Annotated in this window: 25 protein-coding genes; 14 read left to right on the top strand and 11 right to left on the bottom strand. The window is 66.2% G+C overall.

Features of this window, described 5'->3' with window-relative positions; genetic code table 11:
• Positions 1–16: 16 nt before the first annotated feature.
• From IEY12_RS08585 to IEY12_RS08565, 5 genes are read right to left on the bottom strand one after another with little or no spacing between them, the layout of a single operon-like run.
• Positions 17–1186, bottom strand: a complete 1170-nt coding sequence (locus IEY12_RS08585) for a hypothetical protein (RefSeq protein WP_188882638.1) — start codon at positions 1184–1186, stop codon at positions 17–19.
• Positions 1183–1977, bottom strand: coding sequence for a hypothetical protein (locus tag IEY12_RS08580; RefSeq protein WP_188882636.1), 795 nt, complete (start codon positions 1975–1977; stop codon positions 1183–1185). The genes IEY12_RS08585 and IEY12_RS08580 overlap by 4 nt, the downstream gene beginning before the upstream one ends.
• On the bottom strand, positions 1974–2636 hold the full coding sequence (locus IEY12_RS08575) for a DUF8063 family protein (protein ID WP_188882634.1): 663 nt from the start codon (positions 2634–2636) through the stop codon (positions 1974–1976). The genes IEY12_RS08580 and IEY12_RS08575 overlap by 4 nt, the downstream gene beginning before the upstream one ends.
• A 42-nt stretch (positions 2637–2678) precedes the next feature.
• Positions 2679–4475 carry an Env/VP5 family phage fusion protein gene (locus tag IEY12_RS08570; protein WP_188882632.1) on the bottom strand — a complete coding sequence of 599 codons (1797 nt, stop codon included), beginning with the start codon at positions 4473–4475 and terminating at the stop codon, positions 2679–2681.
• A gap of 3 nt (positions 4476–4478) precedes the next feature.
• Positions 4479–4901, bottom strand: coding sequence for a DUF8023 family protein (locus tag IEY12_RS08565; RefSeq protein ID WP_188882630.1), 423 nt, complete (start codon positions 4899–4901; stop codon positions 4479–4481).
• 381 nt (positions 4902–5282) lie between these two features.
• Here IEY12_RS08565 and IEY12_RS08560 point away from each other — a divergent pair, with 381 nt between their 5' ends.
• From IEY12_RS08560 to IEY12_RS08550, 3 genes are read left to right on the top strand one after another with little or no spacing between them, the layout of a single operon-like run.
• Positions 5283–5798 (top strand): type IV pilin domain-containing protein, encoded by a 516-nt coding sequence (locus IEY12_RS08560; RefSeq protein WP_188882628.1) that lies wholly within the window; start codon positions 5283–5285, stop codon positions 5796–5798.
• Positions 5799–5803: 5 nt separating this feature from the next.
• Positions 5804–6355: a type IV pilin domain-containing protein gene (locus IEY12_RS08555; protein ID WP_188882626.1), complete on the top strand. Its 552-nt coding sequence runs from the start codon at positions 5804–5806 to the stop codon at positions 6353–6355.
• Positions 6356–6402: 47 nt separating this feature from the next.
• Positions 6403–7218, top strand: a complete 816-nt coding sequence (locus IEY12_RS08550; protein ID WP_188882624.1) for a hypothetical protein — start codon at positions 6403–6405, stop codon at positions 7216–7218.
• On the opposite strand, the gene IEY12_RS08545 is transcribed toward IEY12_RS08550, so the two are convergent.
• Both IEY12_RS08545 and IEY12_RS08540 read right to left on the bottom strand, forming a co-directional pair.
• Complete coding sequence (locus tag IEY12_RS08545) at positions 7215–7514, bottom strand: hypothetical protein (RefSeq protein WP_188882621.1); 300 nt, start codon at positions 7512–7514, stop codon at positions 7215–7217. The genes IEY12_RS08550 and IEY12_RS08545 overlap by 4 nt on opposite strands.
• Positions 7515–7539: 25 nt before the next feature.
• The gene (locus IEY12_RS08540) at positions 7540–7860 is read right to left on the bottom strand and encodes a hypothetical protein (protein WP_123074283.1); all 321 of its coding nucleotides are present in this window, start codon (positions 7858–7860) and stop codon (positions 7540–7542) included.
• Positions 7861–8074: 214 nt separating this feature from the next.
• Between IEY12_RS08540 and IEY12_RS08535 the strand changes: the two genes are divergently transcribed.
• The 8 genes from IEY12_RS08535 (at position 8075) to IEY12_RS08500 (ending at position 12174) form a co-directional block, all read left to right on the top strand.
• Complete coding sequence (locus IEY12_RS08535) at positions 8075–8419, top strand: helix-turn-helix transcriptional regulator (RefSeq protein WP_188882618.1); 345 nt, start codon at positions 8075–8077, stop codon at positions 8417–8419.
• Positions 8416–9516, top strand: coding sequence for a helix-hairpin-helix domain-containing protein (locus tag IEY12_RS08530; RefSeq protein ID WP_188882614.1), 1101 nt, complete (start codon positions 8416–8418; stop codon positions 9514–9516). The genes IEY12_RS08535 and IEY12_RS08530 overlap by 4 nt, the downstream gene beginning before the upstream one ends.
• Positions 9516–9767: a hypothetical protein gene (locus IEY12_RS08525; protein ID WP_123074280.1), complete on the top strand. Its 252-nt coding sequence runs from the start codon at positions 9516–9518 to the stop codon at positions 9765–9767. The genes IEY12_RS08530 and IEY12_RS08525 overlap by 1 nt, the downstream gene beginning before the upstream one ends.
• Positions 9760–9951 (top strand): hypothetical protein, encoded by a 192-nt coding sequence (locus tag IEY12_RS08520; RefSeq protein ID WP_188882612.1) that lies wholly within the window; start codon positions 9760–9762, stop codon positions 9949–9951. Before IEY12_RS08525 ends, IEY12_RS08520 begins: the two co-directional genes overlap by 8 nt.
• Entirely contained in the window at positions 9948–10607 is a 660-nt protein-coding gene (locus tag IEY12_RS08515) for a hypothetical protein (RefSeq protein WP_188882610.1), read from the top strand. The genes IEY12_RS08520 and IEY12_RS08515 overlap by 4 nt, the downstream gene beginning before the upstream one ends.
• A complete protein-coding gene (locus tag IEY12_RS08510) occupies positions 10604–10792 on the top strand; it encodes a hypothetical protein (protein ID WP_188882597.1) in 189 nt (62 codons plus the stop codon). The genes IEY12_RS08515 and IEY12_RS08510 overlap by 4 nt, the downstream gene beginning before the upstream one ends.
• Positions 10793–10794: 2 nt before the next feature.
• Positions 10795–11802, top strand: coding sequence for a tyrosine-type recombinase/integrase (locus IEY12_RS08505; RefSeq protein ID WP_188882591.1), 1008 nt, complete (start codon positions 10795–10797; stop codon positions 11800–11802).
• Between the two features lie 141 nt (positions 11803–11943).
• Complete coding sequence (locus tag IEY12_RS08500; protein WP_188882577.1) at positions 11944–12174, top strand: DUF7385 family protein; 231 nt, start codon at positions 11944–11946, stop codon at positions 12172–12174.
• A 364-nt stretch (positions 12175–12538) separates the two neighbouring features.
• Here IEY12_RS08500 and IEY12_RS08495 read toward each other — a convergent pair whose 3' ends face one another.
• Entirely contained in the window at positions 12539–13834 is a 1296-nt protein-coding gene (locus IEY12_RS08495; protein WP_188882575.1) for an RNB domain-containing ribonuclease, read from the bottom strand.
• Positions 13835–13941: 107 nt separating this feature from the next.
• Here IEY12_RS08495 and IEY12_RS08490 point away from each other — a divergent pair, with 107 nt between their 5' ends.
• Together IEY12_RS08490 and IEY12_RS16070 are read left to right on the top strand one after the other, a co-directional pair.
• Complete coding sequence (locus tag IEY12_RS08490) at positions 13942–14421, top strand: RNA-binding protein (protein ID WP_188882566.1); 480 nt, start codon at positions 13942–13944, stop codon at positions 14419–14421.
• A 77-nt stretch (positions 14422–14498) separates the two neighbouring features.
• Positions 14499–14690, top strand: a complete 192-nt coding sequence (locus tag IEY12_RS16070) for a DUF7835 family putative zinc beta-ribbon protein (protein ID WP_483866967.1) — start codon at positions 14499–14501, stop codon at positions 14688–14690.
• On the opposite strand, the gene IEY12_RS08485 is transcribed toward IEY12_RS16070, so the two are convergent.
• Positions 14691–15377 carry a DUF1028 domain-containing protein gene (locus tag IEY12_RS08485; protein WP_188882562.1) on the bottom strand — a complete coding sequence of 229 codons (687 nt, stop codon included), beginning with the start codon at positions 15375–15377 and terminating at the stop codon, positions 14691–14693.
• Positions 15378–15465: 88 nt separating this feature from the next.
• On the opposite strand from IEY12_RS08485, the gene IEY12_RS08480 reads away from it, so the two are divergent.
• A complete protein-coding gene (locus IEY12_RS08480) occupies positions 15466–15819 on the top strand; it encodes a cell division protein SepF (RefSeq protein WP_123074333.1) in 354 nt (117 codons plus the stop codon).
• 149 nt (positions 15820–15968) lie between these two features.
• Here the strand turns inward: IEY12_RS08480 and IEY12_RS08475 are convergent, their stop codons facing one another.
• Positions 15969–16364 carry a DUF5611 family protein gene (locus IEY12_RS08475; RefSeq protein ID WP_188882555.1) on the bottom strand — a complete coding sequence of 132 codons (396 nt, stop codon included), beginning with the start codon at positions 16362–16364 and terminating at the stop codon, positions 15969–15971.
• Positions 16365–16403: 39 nt separating this feature from the next.
• Positions 16404–17438, bottom strand: coding sequence for a DUF7093 family protein (locus IEY12_RS08470; protein WP_188882548.1), 1035 nt, complete (start codon positions 17436–17438; stop codon positions 16404–16406).
• Positions 17439–17489 lie beyond the last annotated feature (51 nt).

Below are 17489 nucleotides of genomic sequence, written 5' to 3'. Positions count from 1 at the left end.
TCGAAAGTCGCCGCCGTCATGCGGTTACGGCCTCCACTTCCCGAACCCACTCGGCTTTCTCGCCGCCGTCGTCGTAGTCCTCAAGCCAGTTTCGGACGGTAGCGTCGCTGTACGGGACGTAGTCTTGGGTTTTGTACGGACTGAGTCCCATCTTCCGGCATTCGACCATCGTCCACATGGCGACCTTCTTCACGTCGCCCTCGGGGAGGACGTCGTCGTCCTTCTCGCCAGACGGTGCTTCCCAGCTCCAATCAGCTTGGTCGTCGGTGGAGAACTTCCAGTCGGTCGGCGGGATGCCCTCGAGTGGGCGCGGGTCGACGTCCTTCAGCGAGCCGCCGCTGATGCGGTCGGCGACCTTCGCGGTCTTCTGCGAGGTCTTCTTGATGATGGTGCCGACACGCCACAACAGCGGGTGAATTGACGACTCGTCGTGGCCGATGTAGATGAGTGCGCCGCCGTACTTGCGGATCTTGAAGACGAGCGGCCCCATCTTCTGCCGGACCTTATGGCCGTCCGAACCGGTCCCCGAGGCGTTCGTGCTGAACTCGTCGCCGATGAAGAGCTTCGGCTGCTGGTGGTTCTCGACGGGGTCGCCGTCCTGCTCGACCCACTCGCGGAGCAGTGGGTAGTGCGGTATCCATCCATCCTCGAGGCTGCCGTCGTCGCGCTCCCACGGATCAAGCCGGCCGAGCGTCCGCATATTCGATCCGACGAGAAGATCGCCGTCGACCCACCGCTCGCGGAGTTGGCCGAGGAGGCCGGCGAAGTCCGTCTTGCCGTTGCCCATGTCACCGAGGAGGACGATGACCGGCGCCGGCCCGGCGACGATCTCCTGAAGGCGGGTGACGGCTTTGATACCGGCGAGGTCGGCTTCCTGTGCGGGATCGCCGAGGTAGTGTTTCAGCGTGACCGTGTCGCCGTTGTCGAGGGCGTTCCGTGCGGTCTCGCCGCCGTGGACGCGGAGGATGTCGCGGTTCTTCCCGACGCTCATGTAGTCTTTGGCGGGTGAGTCGGCGTCCCAGCGGTCGGTGTCGTGGTGGACCGCGCGCATCGCGAGCTGGCGGTCGACGTCCTCGTCGCGCACGAACCCGGTGTGTGGGAACACCTCGTCGGGGTCGCGCTCTTGGTTGCCGTCCTGGTACTCCCGAAAGCCGCCGGTGGTGTAGTTGTCCTGTTCGTCGCTCATGATGAGTCCTCTTGTGCTTGCTCTTGGGTCTGTGGGAGGCCGTCCTGTGCGTCGATGCCTTGCTCGTCGTAGTAGTCCGCGACGAACGCGGTGACGTCCTCGATGCCGTCCGTTGCGTTCTCCCGAGCGTCGCCTTCCGCCGCGTCGAAGCGGTCCTTAACCGACGAGCCGGGATTCATCAGCGAACGCTCGTCGGCTTCGGCTTCTTTGTTGATGACGTCGCCCTGAATCTGGAGGCCCATCTTCGAGATACGCGGCCGCAGGCGGTTGTAGGCGAGCCATGTTTCGATCATGTCGCCGTGGATGTCCTCGAGCATCGCCTGCACGGAGACGAGTTTCGAGTCGGCGAGTTGGCTCATGTAGCACCCCCGGACGCGGAGATCGTCGACGTCCTCCAAGTACTCGAACTCGCGCACCTCGAACGCCCCCGCGTCGTTAACCGGATATGGGCTTGGGCCGTCGACGGTGCGTTCCTCCCAAATCTCGGGGGCGACGTAGTACTTCTCGCGGGTGTCGGTGACGCCGTTGATGTGATGAACCGTCACCATCCGGGCCTTCCGGAGGCGTCGAACGAACGTAATCCAGAAGGCGAGGAGTGGCGGGCCGAAGAGCATGAGCGCGGCGATCCATCCGGTGACGATTGGCGGGATGCTCGGGAGGTCGGGCTGGTAGAGGACGAGCGCGGCGCCGGCCATGAAGAGGACGCCGAGCACGACGAGCTGGCCTTCCGCGATGATGTAGGTGAGGCGATCCGACCAGCTGCCGAACGTCGAGGAGATGCGGTTGCTCACGCTTCAACCACCCCGCTCGCTTCGCTTCGGAGGACGTACCATGCGCCGCCGAGCGAGGTGAGGATGGCGATGCCAATCCCCGAGAACAGGCCGCTCTGGCCGCCGAAGTGCCGGAGCGGGTCGCGGCCTTGGGCGTCCATTTCGGTGGAGAGGCGGACGCCCGAGTCGCCGATGCTGACGCCGACGACGTGACCGCCGAACGCGGTGGCGACGGGCATGGAGACGATAGTCGTTTCGCCGCCCCAGATGCGGCGCGTCGTTTTCGGGATGCGGGTGGAGCCGGCGTCCTCGAGGCCGGCGCCGCCGTCGGTGATGGTGACGCGGGTGAGGGAGTCGGCTTCGATGGCGATCTTGACGTGGTGCTGTGAGAATTCCCAGCCGACGATGCGCGCGTCGTCGGTCATCTGGATGGACTCGGTGTTCGCGAGCGTCGAGCCGTCCCCGGACGTCACCGCCATCGAGGCGTTCGACGAGCTCGTCGTCGTGGACGCGGTCGCGGTCGTCGTAGTTGTGGGCGCGACCGTCGTCGAGGTGCGGTTCTCGAGGGCGTCCGCGACGCGGTCCACGAGCCCGGCATCGGTCGCAGTCGTCGCGTTTGCCGTCGTCGTCGTGTTCGTCGCGTTCGCGGCGGCCGCTGGCCCCGTGGCGAGGATAGCCACGGCTCCGAGCGCGAGCGCAACGAGAAAAATGGAGCGCATGGGTTACTTCGTTCGACCCTTGAAGTAGCTGATTCCGGCGACGCCGCCGAGGAGGACGACCGCCCCGCCGAGCAGGCTCCCGGTGTCGCCGAAGGACGGGAGGGTCGGTATCCAACTCCCGCCACCGGAGTTCTTCGATGCCTCGTACTGGTCGATGAGCTCTTGCTGCCGGTCGACCATCTGCTGCCACTCGTCTTCGGTGATGTAGTTGCTGTCCGTCTGCGGCTCGGTCTCCTCGAAGGTCGCCGAGTCCACCGACTCGCCGTCTCTCTTGATGGATTTGACGGTGAACGGGTCGTCGAGCATGATGGTGACCATCTCCGTGTCCGTCGTCGCCGACGCCATCTTGACGGACGCGACCTCGGTGATGGCCGTCGCGAGGTCGGCGGAGAGGTCGGCCTCCCAGTGGTCGGGCGTCGTGCTCGTCGGGTCGACTGTGTTCCCGTCCGCGTCGACGGGCGTGAAGTCGCTCGCCTGTGCGGTGACAGTCTCGTTCGCGGCCGTGGTGATGCGGTAGAGGGTGCCGTCGTAGGGTTCGGCGGTGAAGGAGACGATGCCGCCGTCGACCGCTGTCTCGTAGGCGGACCACGTCCCGGACGCGGTCGACCGGTCGTAGGAGAAGTACGCGACTGCGGAGCTCCACGAACTCGGGTCGTAGGCGGTGCCGGGCTGGATGGTCATGTCGCCGGTGTACGCCATCGTCCCGGAGAGCGTGAGTGTCGCGTTCGACTTCGCGATCTCGATAGTCGTCTGGTCGCCGGCCGCGACGGGGATGTTGAGCGCGGTGAGGTCCGCGATGGCGTTCGCCTTTCCGTCGTCGCGCGCCATGTTGTTCGCGCGCATTCGCGGCGTCACGAGGTCAGAGATGGATATTTCGCCGCTCTGGACCTGCGAGTAGACGTTCTCGACCCACGTGATGATGCCGTTGTTGACGTTGCTCTTGACGTCTTGGAGGTCCGACCAGAGACCATTCCAATCGCTGAATCGGAGATAACCGATGTCTTCTCCAGGGGCAGACACCCACGCGTCAGACTTCGAGTTTTGAGTGAAAGCAAGGGGGTCGTAGATGATTGTGTAGGAGTTAGTGCCGTCATACAGGTTGAGCGGGGTAAGGCTAAACGACGATCCATCAGCGAGTGTCACGCTGCGAGCCGAGGCCGCAGACGGCCGCCACTGAGACCCCGCTCCACCGGGGTAAGAGGCACTATCAGAATGGCCGCCTTGGAGCACGGAGTACGTAGAGACATCGGCATGAGACTCCATTGAGGAGAGGAGAGTCCCCAGCTCGTTGACGCTCTCGTTCCACGACTTCAGGAGGTTCTCCTGAATCGTCGCGAGATGGCTCTCGTAGGCGTCGACGGCGGCGGTCTGCACCTCGCTCTGTGTCGCGCCGTTGTTCAGGGCCTCTATCGCGGCCGTTTTGCCGTCGATGTAGAGGGAGTTCTCGAGCCCGCTCGAGATGATGTTCTGGTTGTCGATGAACGTGGACTGATTCACGGATTTCCGCTTGCGGATGGCCTCACGGACGCGGTTTTTGAGCGCCGACGCGGTGAGTCCCGATGGGGGGCTGTCGGCCGGGAGGAGGGTGTCGATTGCGCGGAGCGTCCACGCAACGGAGGCGCCGACCGGGGTGGCCTTCGCGGCGGCGCCGATGACGCCGGCGGCGTCGATTGCCTCGGCGTTCCTGGTGGCGTGTTGGAGGCCGACGCCGCCGGTCGCGGCGGCGCCCACGCCTACGCCGATGCCCTTCAGGAACCGCCGTCGGCTCGTTGCCGTCCGCTGTGGTGTTGTCTCAGGCATGGTTTAGGCGGTGTAGCCGATGTAGGTTGCCGATGCGCTCACGGCGACGGTGAAGAACAGCTGGCTGATGCCGTTGAGCATGACGAGGTCGGCGAAGCTCGGGACGAGCGCGTAGAGGAGCGGTGTCGCGAGTGCGAACGCGATGACGCCGAACTCGTAGTCCTCGTACTGGCTGCCGTCGATCTCGTTGGTCGCGAGAATCCACGCGAGACTGCCGAGCACGACGAACAGCGAGAGCGAGAGGTCGATCCCCGCCACCGTCCAGAGGGGGCTCGCGAAGTCGTAGCCGCCGAAGATGCTCAGGCTCGAGGTGAAGACGCCGAACTGGATGCCGGCGAACCACGGCAGGAGCATCAGCGCCGCGACGTCGAACGCGAAGTTCTGTTTACCGCTCAGGTCCACCCAACCGCCGGATGCTGTTGCCATTGCGTCCGCCCTGTCGCGTGCTGGGGGCTAGTGTCGGTCTAACTCCCGGGGAGTTTCGGCGTCGGGCCTAGACGTATTTCTGCCTCGACGCCGAACGCATGGGTAGAGCCTGCGGGGGGTAATTCGGTGTGACTCCGGGGTGGTTTCTGAATAGGTTCCCGCCCGGGCCCCGCACCTTTTCATAGAGCGCAGGTAGCGCGACTCAGTACCCGATTCCGGCCACCCGATTTAAGGTCTGGACACGTCTCTATTCACGTAGACGTCGACCGCTGTCAGCAGAAGGGGAGCGTGTAGGAACGGAGGCCCCGGCCTCTCGACCTACACGCAGAGAGTCGTGGGACTCTCGTATAGCTTCTGCGGCCGGCTCGGCGCATCACAATCATGAAACTACGCAATCTCTTCAACGCGGACGACCGCGCAGTGTCCCCCGTTATTGGGGTCATCCTGATGGTCGCCATCACAGTCATCCTCGCGGCCGTCATCGGGACGTTCGTCCTCGGCCTCGGGAATCAGGTCGGCAATAATGCGCCGCAGGCGACCTTCGACTACGACTATAGTGGTGACTTCCCGTCCGATGGCAGCAACACCGCTTGGATCAATATCACCCACCAGAGTGGCCAATCCCTTGATCCGAGTTCACTGACGGTTACGACGACTGCTGACAACGGCACGTCAATTTCTATTGATCCGACCTCGACAACGACGGGGACAACAGCTAGTGGCGTCGCGACCGCGTGGACTGATTCGGTTCAGGCGGGCGACACTGTCGCCATCTACAGTAACTCTTCCACTAATCCGAGTTGGAACATCGGCGCTGGTGAGAAGGTTCAGTTGGTCTGGTCGTCTGACGGTGGCCAGTCCTCGATCATCAGCTCCTCGACGACCCCTTCGAACTAACGACCATGGAACTCACAACCATCTTTAACAGCGACGACCGTGGTGTGTCCCCCGTTATTGGGGTCATCCTCATGGTCGCTATCACAGTCATCCTCGCGGCCGTCATCGGGACGTTCGTGCTCGGCCTCGGGAATCAGGTCGGCAACAACGCCCCGCAGGCGAGCTTCGAGTGGAACCAGCAGAGCGAGACTATCGGTAGCGGCGCATCCGTATCAAATACGACCGTGGACGTCACCCATCAGAGCGGTGCGTCGATTGACGCCGCGAACGTGGAGGTCACGGTTAACGGCGACCCCGCCTACACCGTCAACAGCTCCGATAGCCTGAACGCCGTTTTCTCGGGAGAGATTACGGCTGGCACGAGCGGTGACGTTGACCTCTACGGCACGGGTGTCAGCACCGGAGATACCGTCACCTACAATACAACAAAGACCGCCTACGACACTGACGGAGACGACACCGTCATGAACACGCTCTCTGAGGGCGACACCGTCCGTCTCGTGTGGTCCTCGGATAGCGGTAGTTCGTCGATTCTGACGAGCTACACGGTCTCGTAATCTCCCATCGCCGTTCTTTTATTGGCGCTATTCGCGTAGTGTCAGCTATGATTTCCGAGGAGTGGCTTGCGCGGACGTTTTCGCCGGTGTCGTATGCGGATGCCTACGAGGCTGTTGAGGATTATCGGCGTGTGCAGCGATGGGCGGGCCGGCATCCTGAGAGCGGTTCGAGTGCGGCCGCGTCGGCGCTTGATCTCCCTCGGGGTCGGGTTCGGCCGTGGTTAGAGGGCGCGGTGCCGGACGCTGTCCGTGCGATTGAGGCGGCGCGCGATCTCGGATGGTTCGAGGCGACGCCGGGGAACGACCGTGGGCGGGCGTTCGCCGTTCTCTCGGCGGGTGTACTCTCGGGCGGGAGCATTAGCGCGGAGAGTTACGTGCCGCGCTTTGCTGTCGACGACGAGCGCGTCACCGACCGCCTTGAGCACGCGCTCGATGTCCTCGGGTGTGGGAGCAAGCTCGTGAACGAGACTGTGGAGGGTCGTGCGACGGAACTCGAGCCGCGCGAGCACGCGCCGCTCCTCGGGCGGGCGCTCGTTGCGCTCGGGCTGCCGGCGGGGGCGAAGGCGGACGGCGACGTCGTGCTCCCGGAGTGGCTTGCGGGGGCGCCGCTGTCGGTGCGTGCGGAGTTTGCGGAACTCTACTTGCTGAATCGGGCGGTCGGGCGCGACGATAAAGACCTGGTGCAGGTGCAGGAGGCGAAGCGGCCGCTGGCGTATCGGCGGGCGCTTGCTGGGTTCTTCGAGGAGGTTTCGGGCGGGCGGGTGACGTTGGCGGGTGAGAAGGCGATTACGCTTAGTGCGGAGGCGTCGCGTGCGCTCGGGTTCGGCCGCGACGGCCTCTATCGACGCGATGGCGGCGGTTAGCCGAGGACGTGGCCGGAGCGGCGGGCGTCGGGTTCGGGGTCGTGGAGGTCGGCGCGGACGTCCCCCTGGAGGTAGAGACGGCCCCAGACGGTGATGTGGTACGTGGCGCAGTCACGGCTTGCTGGGGCGGCATAGCCGGCTTGGGAGAGAACGCGGAGGCGTTGGCGGGCGAGGTAGGGGTCGAGGGGGTAGCGGATGGTGCGCGCGATCTCGTCGGGCGCGACGCCGTCGTCGTCGCCGTCGCGGCTGTCGTGCTCGGCGAGATACTCGAGGAGGGCTTCGTCGAGCCGGTGCATCCAGTCACCATCACGCCGCACGGGATTACACCTCTGAGGAGTCTTCGACGCCGGCGCTCGCGCTCTTTCCGTTCGCTTGGTCCGTCCAGACGCCGGCCTCGGCGTCGTACTCTCCTTCGAGGTAGCCACGGCCTTCGTCGGTGATTCGATAGACGCCCTGCTTGATGGCTTGCAAGAGTCCGTGGTCGGCGAGCTTCACGCAGCGCTTCGAGACATATGCGCGGGAGTACCGGATGCGGTCGTCATCGGCTATCTCGCCGGGCTGTAGGAATTCCTCGTCGCTCTCTACGAAGTACTCTAGAATGCGGTCGTCGAGAAGAACTTGCCAAGACCCGGCTAATCGCACATCTCACTCTATATGATAGAGGAACAAAGGACAGTATGATACGTGCCCATCGGAGTGTGGTTCTTGTTACGTTCTAATCCAAAGCTATTAGTTAATGTCTGTAACAATACGAACAAGGAGCAACCATAGGAGAACCCCGTTGCTATACGGGTGCTATGACCGGACGGCGGTGCAACGCCGCCCGGTGAAAAACGTGGTTGGTCCGCCAGAGACTATGACGGAACCCACTGATGCGGGCCGTGGAGCCCGCACGACGCTAGACGAATCGGCATCGGATAAACTCGCGCACCTGACGGCGTTCCAGCGCGACCTACTGCACGCGCTCGACCGGTGTGGGCCCTCAAAGGGCCTGACGGTGAAGCGCGCGGTCGGGGAGTACTACGGCGAGGAGGTGAATCATGGTCGCCTCTACCCGAATCTCGACGCGCTCGCCGACGCGGGCCTGATCGCGAAGCGGGAGGTGGATGGGCGGACGAACGAGTACGAGTTGACGGAGCGGGGGCGTCGCGCACTGCGGGCGCGGCGGGAGTGGACGGCGTCGGGGGGTGCGTCGGCATGAGTGACGTCGAGGCGGTTGCTGGCGTCGGGCCGGCGACGGCGCGGAAGCTCGCGACGCTCGACATCACGAGCGCCAGCGACCTCGCGAACATTCCTCTGAGCGACCTGCAAACGCTCGACGGGATCGGCGCGACGCGCGCCATGGACCTCGTCACGGCCGCACAGAACACCCTCGAGAGCGAGGACGCCGCCGCCGAGCGCGCGGTCACGGATGGCGGAGTGGTCGCGGACGACACCACCGACGCCGACGTGGGGCCGACGCCGGAGACGCCGAGCAACGACGTGGTCGCGACCATCGTCACGCACGGCGACCCGATCCGTTCGCTCACCGAGCTCGCGTCCGTCGTCGTTGACGAACTCCGGTTGCACGTCACCGAGGACGGCCTCGAGTTCACGGCGGTGGACCCGGCGAACGTCGGGATGGTGGACGCGAGCGCGCCCGCTGAAGGCTTCAGCAAGTTCGACGTTGAGCGTGAGGTGACGGTCGGGCTGAACCTCCACCTCTTCGAGAAAGCCGTGTCGTGGGCCCGAAAGGGCCGGAGTGACGACGGCGACCCGGTCCGCATCCAGATTCTCGACGACCCGGCCCGCGTCCGCGTGCAGGTGACGCGCCCGGACCAATCGGTTGCGCGGCGCACCGAGTGGTTCAGCATCGACCCGGACAGCATCCGCCCGGAGCCCGATATTCCCGACCTCGACCTGCCGTGTACGGCGACCCCGAACGTGACGGCGCTCCGCCATGCGACCGGCGCCTTCGAGCGCGATCACGCGCACCTCTCGCGCTCGGGGACGACGATGCTGCTCGGGACGAACGCGGACGGCGACACGACGCCGGACGGGGAGGCCGACGACGAGCTCGGTGAGTCGGTGATGTTCCCGAACGCCGCGCACGACATGGGCGACGAGGGCGTGTCCTCGGTCTTCAGCCTCGACTACCTCGGGGACTTCGCGCAGGCGCTGAAGTCGTCGAAGGCCGACCGTGTCACGATTCGCTGGGGCGACCAGTTCCCGGTGAAGCTCGCGTTCGAGCACGAAGACTGGGGGTTCGCGGGCGAGTTCATGCTCGCACCCCGTATCCAGAAGGAGGGCGGTGCGTGATGGCGGTGTTTTTCCAGATGGTGTGTCGGGAGTGCTCGACGTCGGAGGGCGAGCCGGTGACGAAGCGCCCATACCAGCGCTCGGAGTTCGCCCGCATCCAGCGCGAAACGCACGACGAGACGACGCACGACGGCGTGGAGACGGCGACGGTCCGCGAGTTCAGCGGTGACCCGCTCGGGTCGGCGTCGAGTGCGCTCCCGCGTGACCCGCCACCTGTCGCACCACGCGCCGGAGGTGATGGCGGTGAGTGACGGCAGCTACGAGCGCCATCGGCCGGTCCTCCCCAGGACCTACCACGTCTACGACGTCGGGTCGGAGACGCGCCTCCTCCTCGGGACGCCGGTCGTGGACGCGCTGGGTGCCGAGCCCGGCGACGCCGTCACCGTTGATCGCGTGGATGGCCGCATCACGCTCCAGACGGAGGTGGACGCATGAGTCGCGCGTCGGCGGGGTCCTCTGGGTGGTTTCGGGCGTTCGCGTGCCCGGACTGCGAGCGCCTCGTCCCCGGCCCGACGGGTGTGCTGGCGCTCGTCGTCGAGTGCCCGAACTGTGGGGGCGTGCGCGAGTACGCGCCGGTGAAGCAGCCGGTCGCGGATGGTGGCGAGCCGACCGAACTCGCGGAGTGTCCGGTGTGTGGGGCGGTCGGTCTCCCGGAGCGTATCGACGCCCACGACTGCCAGAGCTTCCTCGAGCATCGAGGCCTCGTCACGGACGGCGGTGCGAAGGCGGACACGGAGTACGAGTATCAGGTAGTGGTCTGGGCGACGAGCGAGTTCAGCCCGCGCGTCCACGCCACGACCGAGGAGAGTGCCCAGAAGAAAGCGCGCTTGACTGTTGCGCGCGAAGAGTCTCCGGCCGAGATCGAGAGCGTCAGCGTCCGCGAGTCGCACGACGAGGACGGTGTCTACTACGGTGAGGTCTGGGCGCGAAAGGCGTACGCTGAGAACGTTACCGCGACCTCAGAGAACGAAGCTCAGTCGGAAGCCCTCGAGGCGGTGAAGGCACTTCACGGGCTCGTCGACTCGGATATTGAGTCTATCACCGTGGAGACGTGGAGCCGCGACCCCGACACCACGGAGGGTGAGCGATGAGTCGGCCGGGACACCACCTCGGTCTGCTCGACGAGCTCCACGCGAGCGGGTGCGACGGCAACGAGGCCGCGACGTGCCGGCCAGTCGTCCTTCCCGCGCCGGACACCGAGCGCGGCGCCGTCCTCGAAGTCGTCGTCATGGAGTGGTGCGTGGAGTGTGGCGCCGCCGACTACGAGGTGGTCTAAGCGTGGGCGACGACCTCCAGTCCCTCCCGCCACGCGAGGGCGTCCGCCGCTTCATCGACCACCGCAAACCCTCCGTGCGCGACTCGACGCTGCAGAACGCCCGCACCCGCCTGAACTGGTTCCTCGAGTGGTGCGACGAGCGCGACATCACCGACCTGAACGACCTGACCGGCCGCGACCTCTCCGACATGGTCGCGTGGCGCCGCGACGACATCGCCGCGATCACCCTCCAAAAGCAACTGTCGACGATCCGCACCGCCCTCCGCTACTGGGCGGACATCGAAGGCGTCCCCGACGGCCTCGCCGAGAAGCTGCACGCACCCGAACTCCCCGATGGTGCGGAGAGTCGGGACGTCCACCTCGACGCCGAGCGCGCCGAAACGATGCTCGCGTACCTCGACCGCTACCAGTACGCGAGCCGGCGGCATGTCGTGATGGCGCTCCTCTGGCGCACCGGGATGCGCCGGTCGGCGCTCCGGTCGCTCGACTTGGAGGACCTCCGGCCGGACGATCACGCGATCGTCCTCGAGCACCGGATCGACGAGGGGAGTCGGCTGAAGAACGGCGACTCGGGCGAGCGCTGGGTCTACCTCGGCCCCGAGTGGTACCAGATCGTCGCGGACTACGTTGACGACGTCCGCCTCGAGAAGACCGACGACCACGGCCGCCGCCCGCTCATCACGACCAAGCGGGGTCGGCCGACGGGAGACACGATCTACACGTGGGTGAATGAGGCCACCCAGCCCTGCCAGTACGGCGAGCCGTGCCCGCACGACCGCGACCCCGAGACGTGCGAGGCTCGCACTGGCTACCCGAGCAAGTGCCCATCGAGCCGGAGCCCGCACGGTATCCGCCGTGGCTCGATCACCGCGCACCTGAACGACGGCGTCGCGCCGGAGGCGACGAGCGAGCGCATGGACGTCTCCCTCGACGTCCTCTACGAGCACTACGACGTCCGCACCGAGCGCGAGAAGATGGAAGTCCGAAAGAAACTCCTCGACAATGAGTAACCACCCCACCCCAACCTACCCAGCGAGTCCACTCGAAATTCTCTCGGTTCCGAATCCCGAGCGACGTGTCTAGGTATCCGTCGCCGGTGTGCTGGCCGCCTACCCTACAACGTTTTGACGGTGTAGTCCGAGGTGGCATATATGGACGACGACGCGTACAACGAACTCGTCTCTTCGCTGACGCCGTACGAGGAGGCGGGCGGCGTGAAGACGTACACGAACACGGTCAGTCTGGCGTGTCCGGCGTGCGAGGAGCCGTTCGACGACTTAGTGGTGTGTCGTGAGGAGTTCAACAGCCTCGAGCTCTCGAAGGTGCTCGATCTCTGCGTGACGACACACGACGGCGACGTGCTGTTGTTCACGCACCAGTAGCGCGTTCGATCGGCGTCGCGCTCTTTTTTCGAAGAAGGGGGTAGAGTCATCGCGCCGCTCAGACGACGACCTCGGCGGTCTCGGGGCAGCAGAGATGGACCCCGTGCCGTCTCGGTCGCGTACGAGGAGGCCGTTAGTGAGCGCTTCGCTCACCGAGAGGAGCCGTCTTCCGGGGGGTTCACGGGTGCCGGCTCCCAGTCTGCGGGAAGGTCGTCGGTCCACTTCACGTGTTGCCGTGTCGGCGGCGCGTCGGCCGCCGTCGCGGTGCTATTTGCCACGCAGCGCGATACCGTTCTCGCCGCCGGGGCAGTACCGGCTGGCGTCGACCGGGTCGAGACGAGTCCGGTCTGCCGACGACACCGGGTCAGTACTGGATGTCGTCGATGTCGTCGTCGACTTCGATGCCGCGGTTCTTCACGGCGTCGGCGTCGAGGCCGACCTCTTCGAGGAAGTCGGAGTACTCGCGCTCGGCGTTCTCACCGGCTTTCTGGCGGTCGCTCGCGTGATCGCAGAGCTCGATGAGGGTCTCCGGGACGTCGTTCTGGTAGACGATCCAGTGGTTGACGAGGTCGCTCATCCGGCGGATGGGGCTGGTGAAGTGGCCGTAGATCTCGAAGTTGAGCGCGTGGTGGCCGCCGAAGGGGTCGTTCATGTACTTGGCGCGCGGCATGACCTTCATCACCGCCCACTGGATCTTCCCGAGCTGGCGTCCCGGGGCTTCCTCAAGGGTGGCGTTGACGGCCTTCCGGGGGTCGTCCCACGAGTCGCCGGGGATGGAGACGCCGTCGAGCTCCTGGATCTCGCGGAGCGCGTCGTCCCACTCGTCGGGGCTCGGCTGCGGGTGGACCCGATAGACGGCTTCGACGCCGCGCGACCACATGAGTTCGTGCGTGACGGCCTTGTTCGCCTTCAGCATGCACTCCTCGATGATGGTGTGCGCGCGGTCGCGACGGGGGTTGAGGACGAGGCTGCCCTCCTCCTTGCGCTGCTCGTGCATCCGGTCGGCGACGTCGAAGACGAGGTTGCACTCCTCGTGGAGCGGTGCGTCCTCGTCGTCGAGGCGCTCCTCGGCCTGCTTGTAGGTGAGGCGCTCGTCGGATTCGATGACGGACTTGTAGATGTCGATGGTCTCGTAGCCGAGCGTCTCCTTATCGAGGTGCATCTCGACGGTGTGCGCGAGGCGGTCCTCGTTGGGGACGAGCGAGCAGACGGTTTCGGCGAGCACCGGTGGGAGCATGTGGATGGTGTAGCCGGGGAGGTAGACGGTGTTCCCGCGCTCGATGGCCTCCTCCCACATCTCGGAGTCGGGGTGGACGTAGTGGGAGACGTCGGCGATGTGGACCCAGAGGACGTACTCGTCCTCGCGCTCTTCGATGCTGATGGCGTCGTCGAAGTCCTGTGCGTCCGCGGGGTCGGTCGTCCACGTGGTGAGGTCCCGAAGGTCCTCGCGGTCGTCGACCTCGGCTTCGATTTCGGCCTGTACGTTCTCGACGCGTTCCTCCGCTTCGGTCATCACTTCGGGGGGGAACTCGTCGCGAATCTCGAACTTCTCGAAGAGGTCCTCGCGCTTGTTCTCGAGTTGGCGCGCGAGGTCGGCGGGGACGCGGACCGGCCCCTCAGGCTCTTGGTCCGCGCTCGCCGCAGTAGCGTCGTTCGACATGCCTACGGGTAGGATACTCCGGCAGTTAGTCGTGTCGCCGCCGGCCGAACGCGACGCCGCCGTCGGCGAGCGGGCGATTTAAGCGGCGAACGCACGGTGATGCCACTATGGAAGTCTCGTCCCGCCACCATCTCCGAAGCGACGACGTCCGCGAACTGAACGAGAACCTCGACGCCATCCTCGGCGTGACGCTCGACGCGGACAGCTACGAACTCGTCGAGTTCAAGGACGAAGCGCGCGACGTCGTCCTCGTCGACGGCGAGCCGCTCGCGGCGTACTTCGACGACGAACCGTTCCTCACCGTTCGGGGCGCGAACGCACACCCCCCGGAGCGCGGCGTCGTCACCGTGGACGCGGGCGCGGTGTCGTTCGTGAGCGACGGCGCGGACGTGATGCGCCCCGGCATCACGGCGGCAGACGACTCCATCGACGAGGGCGACCTGGTGATAATCGTCGAGGAGACGCACGGGAAGGCGCTCGCCGTCGGGCGCGCGCTCGTGGACGGCGCGGAGATGTCGGGCGACTCGGGGAAGGTCGTCGAGTCGCTCCATCACGTCGGCGACGAGCTCTTCGATTTCGACGCCTGACACGAGCGACGTTTCTTATCGCTAACTCGTAACGCTGGAAAACTATTTGTGGTGGCCCCGTGTATTAGCGATCGCACATGTCGTTTCAACAACCCGCACTCGACGCGCACGTCGAGTTCTGCCCTGTGTGCGAGCGTGACACCGACCATCGGGTCACGATCAGTCTCGCAGCGGCACAACGTGTCAACCCGGGTTCACGCGAACCGCACCGTGTCGCGGAGTGTCGGGACTGCGGCATGGAGTCCTCGACTCGCGTCAGCCAACTCTGATTAGCTCTCCTCGCGCTCGTAGCGCTCGGCGGCCTTCGCGAACTCCGTCGTCGCCATCCGATACGTCTCCCGGAGGTCCCGAACCGGCGACTCGGAGGCGTCGACGCGCAGGTCCGAGCCGTACTCGGGCTCGTTCGCCTCGTCCTCGGTGGTTGCGACCTTCAGCGCCGCCGACTGCACCGTGAGCGTCTCGCGCTTGTCGCCGCCCTCCGCTTGGCCGGCGGCGAGCGCGTCCACGAGGCGCTCGGCGAGCGGCGTCCCACGGTCGCTTCGCTCGTAGCTCTCCGCGACGGCCGCCACGACGGACTCGCCGGTCAGGAGGTTCCCCGCGACCGTGTAGTTCTCCCCCTCGATTTCGCCGACCCAGCCGTGACACTCCGGTCCGGAGAACGCGAACGTCCCGTCGGCGTCGACGCCGTGCAGTTGGCGCTCCGCGCGACCGTCGTCCGCGTTCACCAGCGCCTCCAGCGCGTCCTCGATCGCGAGACCGTCGTCGACGTACGCGACGCCCTTCCGCCCGAGCTCGACGTTCACCATCGACTGCGTCGCGACGGCGGCGTTCTCGGAGACGAACGGGCAGAGCGTGCCGACGGCCGGGAGGCGCGTCGTCACCGCCACCCCGAAGCGGTCCTCCGTGTCGCCGTTCTCGCCCTCGTAGCTCTCGTGGACGCAGATACTGAACGTCATACGTCGGGGAAGGGTCCCGTGCGCCCTAAACGTCCGGGAGCGGCCGTGGACGCAAGACCTATGCGGGTGCCGCCGGGTCTATTCTCCCATGGGATTCATGGAGAAGATCCTCGGCGGCTCCGGCCGCAGTACCGAGGACTACGTCGAGCTCGACCTCGGCGACTTCGACACCGGGACGACCGAGGCGCAGACAACCGTCCACATCGCGGAGATCGACAACCAAGAGGACGTCATCGCCATCAAGGACGCCGTCTACGACGGCGACATCGTCGTCGCGGACATCACGCGCCTGCGCACCGAGGACTCGATGACCGAGCACCTCGTCGAGGAACTCCGGCAGGTCGCCCGCGAGGTCGACGGCGACATCGTCCAAAAGGGCGACGACCAACTCATCGTCGCGCCGTCCGGCATCGCGATCAGCCGCCAGAAACTCAACCGCTGATTCCTCGGCCGACCTCGCGGTCGGTCGCTCCTTCCTCGTGTCGCCGCCGCTCGGGGAGCGGAGAGCGCGAGAAGCGAGTGGAGTACGGTGGCGTTACTCGGAGACGCCGTCAGGGGTTTCCGCGTCGTTCCGCGGCTCCACCGCGGAGCTTACGAGACTCCGTCCGGAGTCTCGTCTTTGTCCTCGACCTTCCGCTTGAGGGAGTCGCGGCGGGACTTCGCGTCGCGACCCGTGGCTTCGAGGAGGAACTCGTTCTTCGCGGACACCGCGTCCTCGGCGGCGTCGACGTGGCCGTCGGCGATGACGTCGGCGGCGGGCCGCTCCTCGAACTCGACTGCGAGCTTGTCCTTCTTCCCGGAGTAGGAGACGGCGCCCGCGACGATGCGCTCGAAGACCGGGTTCTCGGGGTCGTCGATGACGTAGAGGTCGCTGCCCTTGTATTCCTCCGTCCCGGATATCGAACCGAAGTACTCCTCGATGGTGGCCTCCATGTCGGGGATCCGCTCGTCGAGGTACTCCCCACGGCGCATCTTGTACTCCTTCATGCGACAGGGAAGTAGACGTATCGGTATAATTCCTTCGTGTCACGCCCTCTCGGGGGCTTCGGCGAGATAGCCGCGATGGCACTCGGGGCAGATGTCGCCCGCGCGGAGCGACGACCCGGTGACGGCCGTTCGCTCCCCGCACTCCGGGCAGACGAGCGCGTCGCCGTCGGTGTTGGCGCTCTCCGAGCGCCGGTCGGTGTCGATCGGGCCGGCGCTCGCGATGCCGCTGCGCGCGTCGGCTCCGCCCTCGTCCTCGGCGCCGGTCGCGGTGTCACCGGCCGCACGCTCCGGTTCCTCCTCGGGGGTGAGGCCGCCGCCGAAGGAGACGTCCGTTCCGCCCGCGCTCGCGGCCTCCGCCGCGAACCCCTCGTCGTCGCCGTCCTGCTCGGGCCACGCCGTCGCGGTGCCATCGCCGCTCGCGTCCGCGTCCGCGTCCCCGTCGACCGTCTCCTCGATGAAGACGGCGTCGTCCTCCGTCTCCTCGGCATCTTCGTCGCCCGCCACGAACTCGGTCGTGGACTCGGCGGTCTGTGGGTCGCCGCGCTCCTCGGCGCGGGTGTCGCTGCTGGACGGCCACTCGCCGCGAGCGCGCTCCGGCGAGACCTCCTCGCCGTCGTCGGTGAGGATGACGGCGTCGTCTTCGGCGGGCGACGGCTCCTCGTCGACCTCGAAGTCGGTCGTCGTCTCCGACTCGGCGTCGTCCGTCGCCGCCGCTGGCTCGGTGTCGGCCGTTGGTTCCGCGAGCGCCGCGTCGCGCTCGTCCGCGTCGGTCGCCGACTCCGCCGCGACGCGTTCGACGGCGCTCGTCAGTCCGTCGTCCGACCCCGGCGCGTCCGTCGCGTCGGCCGTATCGGCCGTCGCGGCTGTCTCGTCCCGGTCGTCGCCGAGCGAGGGCGGGGCCTGTCGAATCGAGCGGACCTCCGTGTTCTCGCTCACGACGCGCTCCGCTCCACAGCGCTCGCAGTACTCGACGGTGCGGACGGTCTCGACCACCTCGTCGCCGCGCTCCTCGCGTTCGCGTTCCGTTTCGGGCTCGCCGTACTCGTGCCCGAGCAGGGAACACTTGAGACCCATTGGGCACGTGGTACCTCGCCCACCGGGAAAAGGATACCGCTCGGGGACACC

Source organism: Halarchaeum grantii (assembly GCF_014647455.2).
Taxonomy (GTDB): domain Archaea; phylum Halobacteriota; class Halobacteria; order Halobacteriales; family Halobacteriaceae; genus Halarchaeum; species Halarchaeum grantii.
The sequence above is the reverse complement of the archived record's forward strand: the minus strand, read 5'-3'. Positions and strand labels throughout refer to the sequence as shown.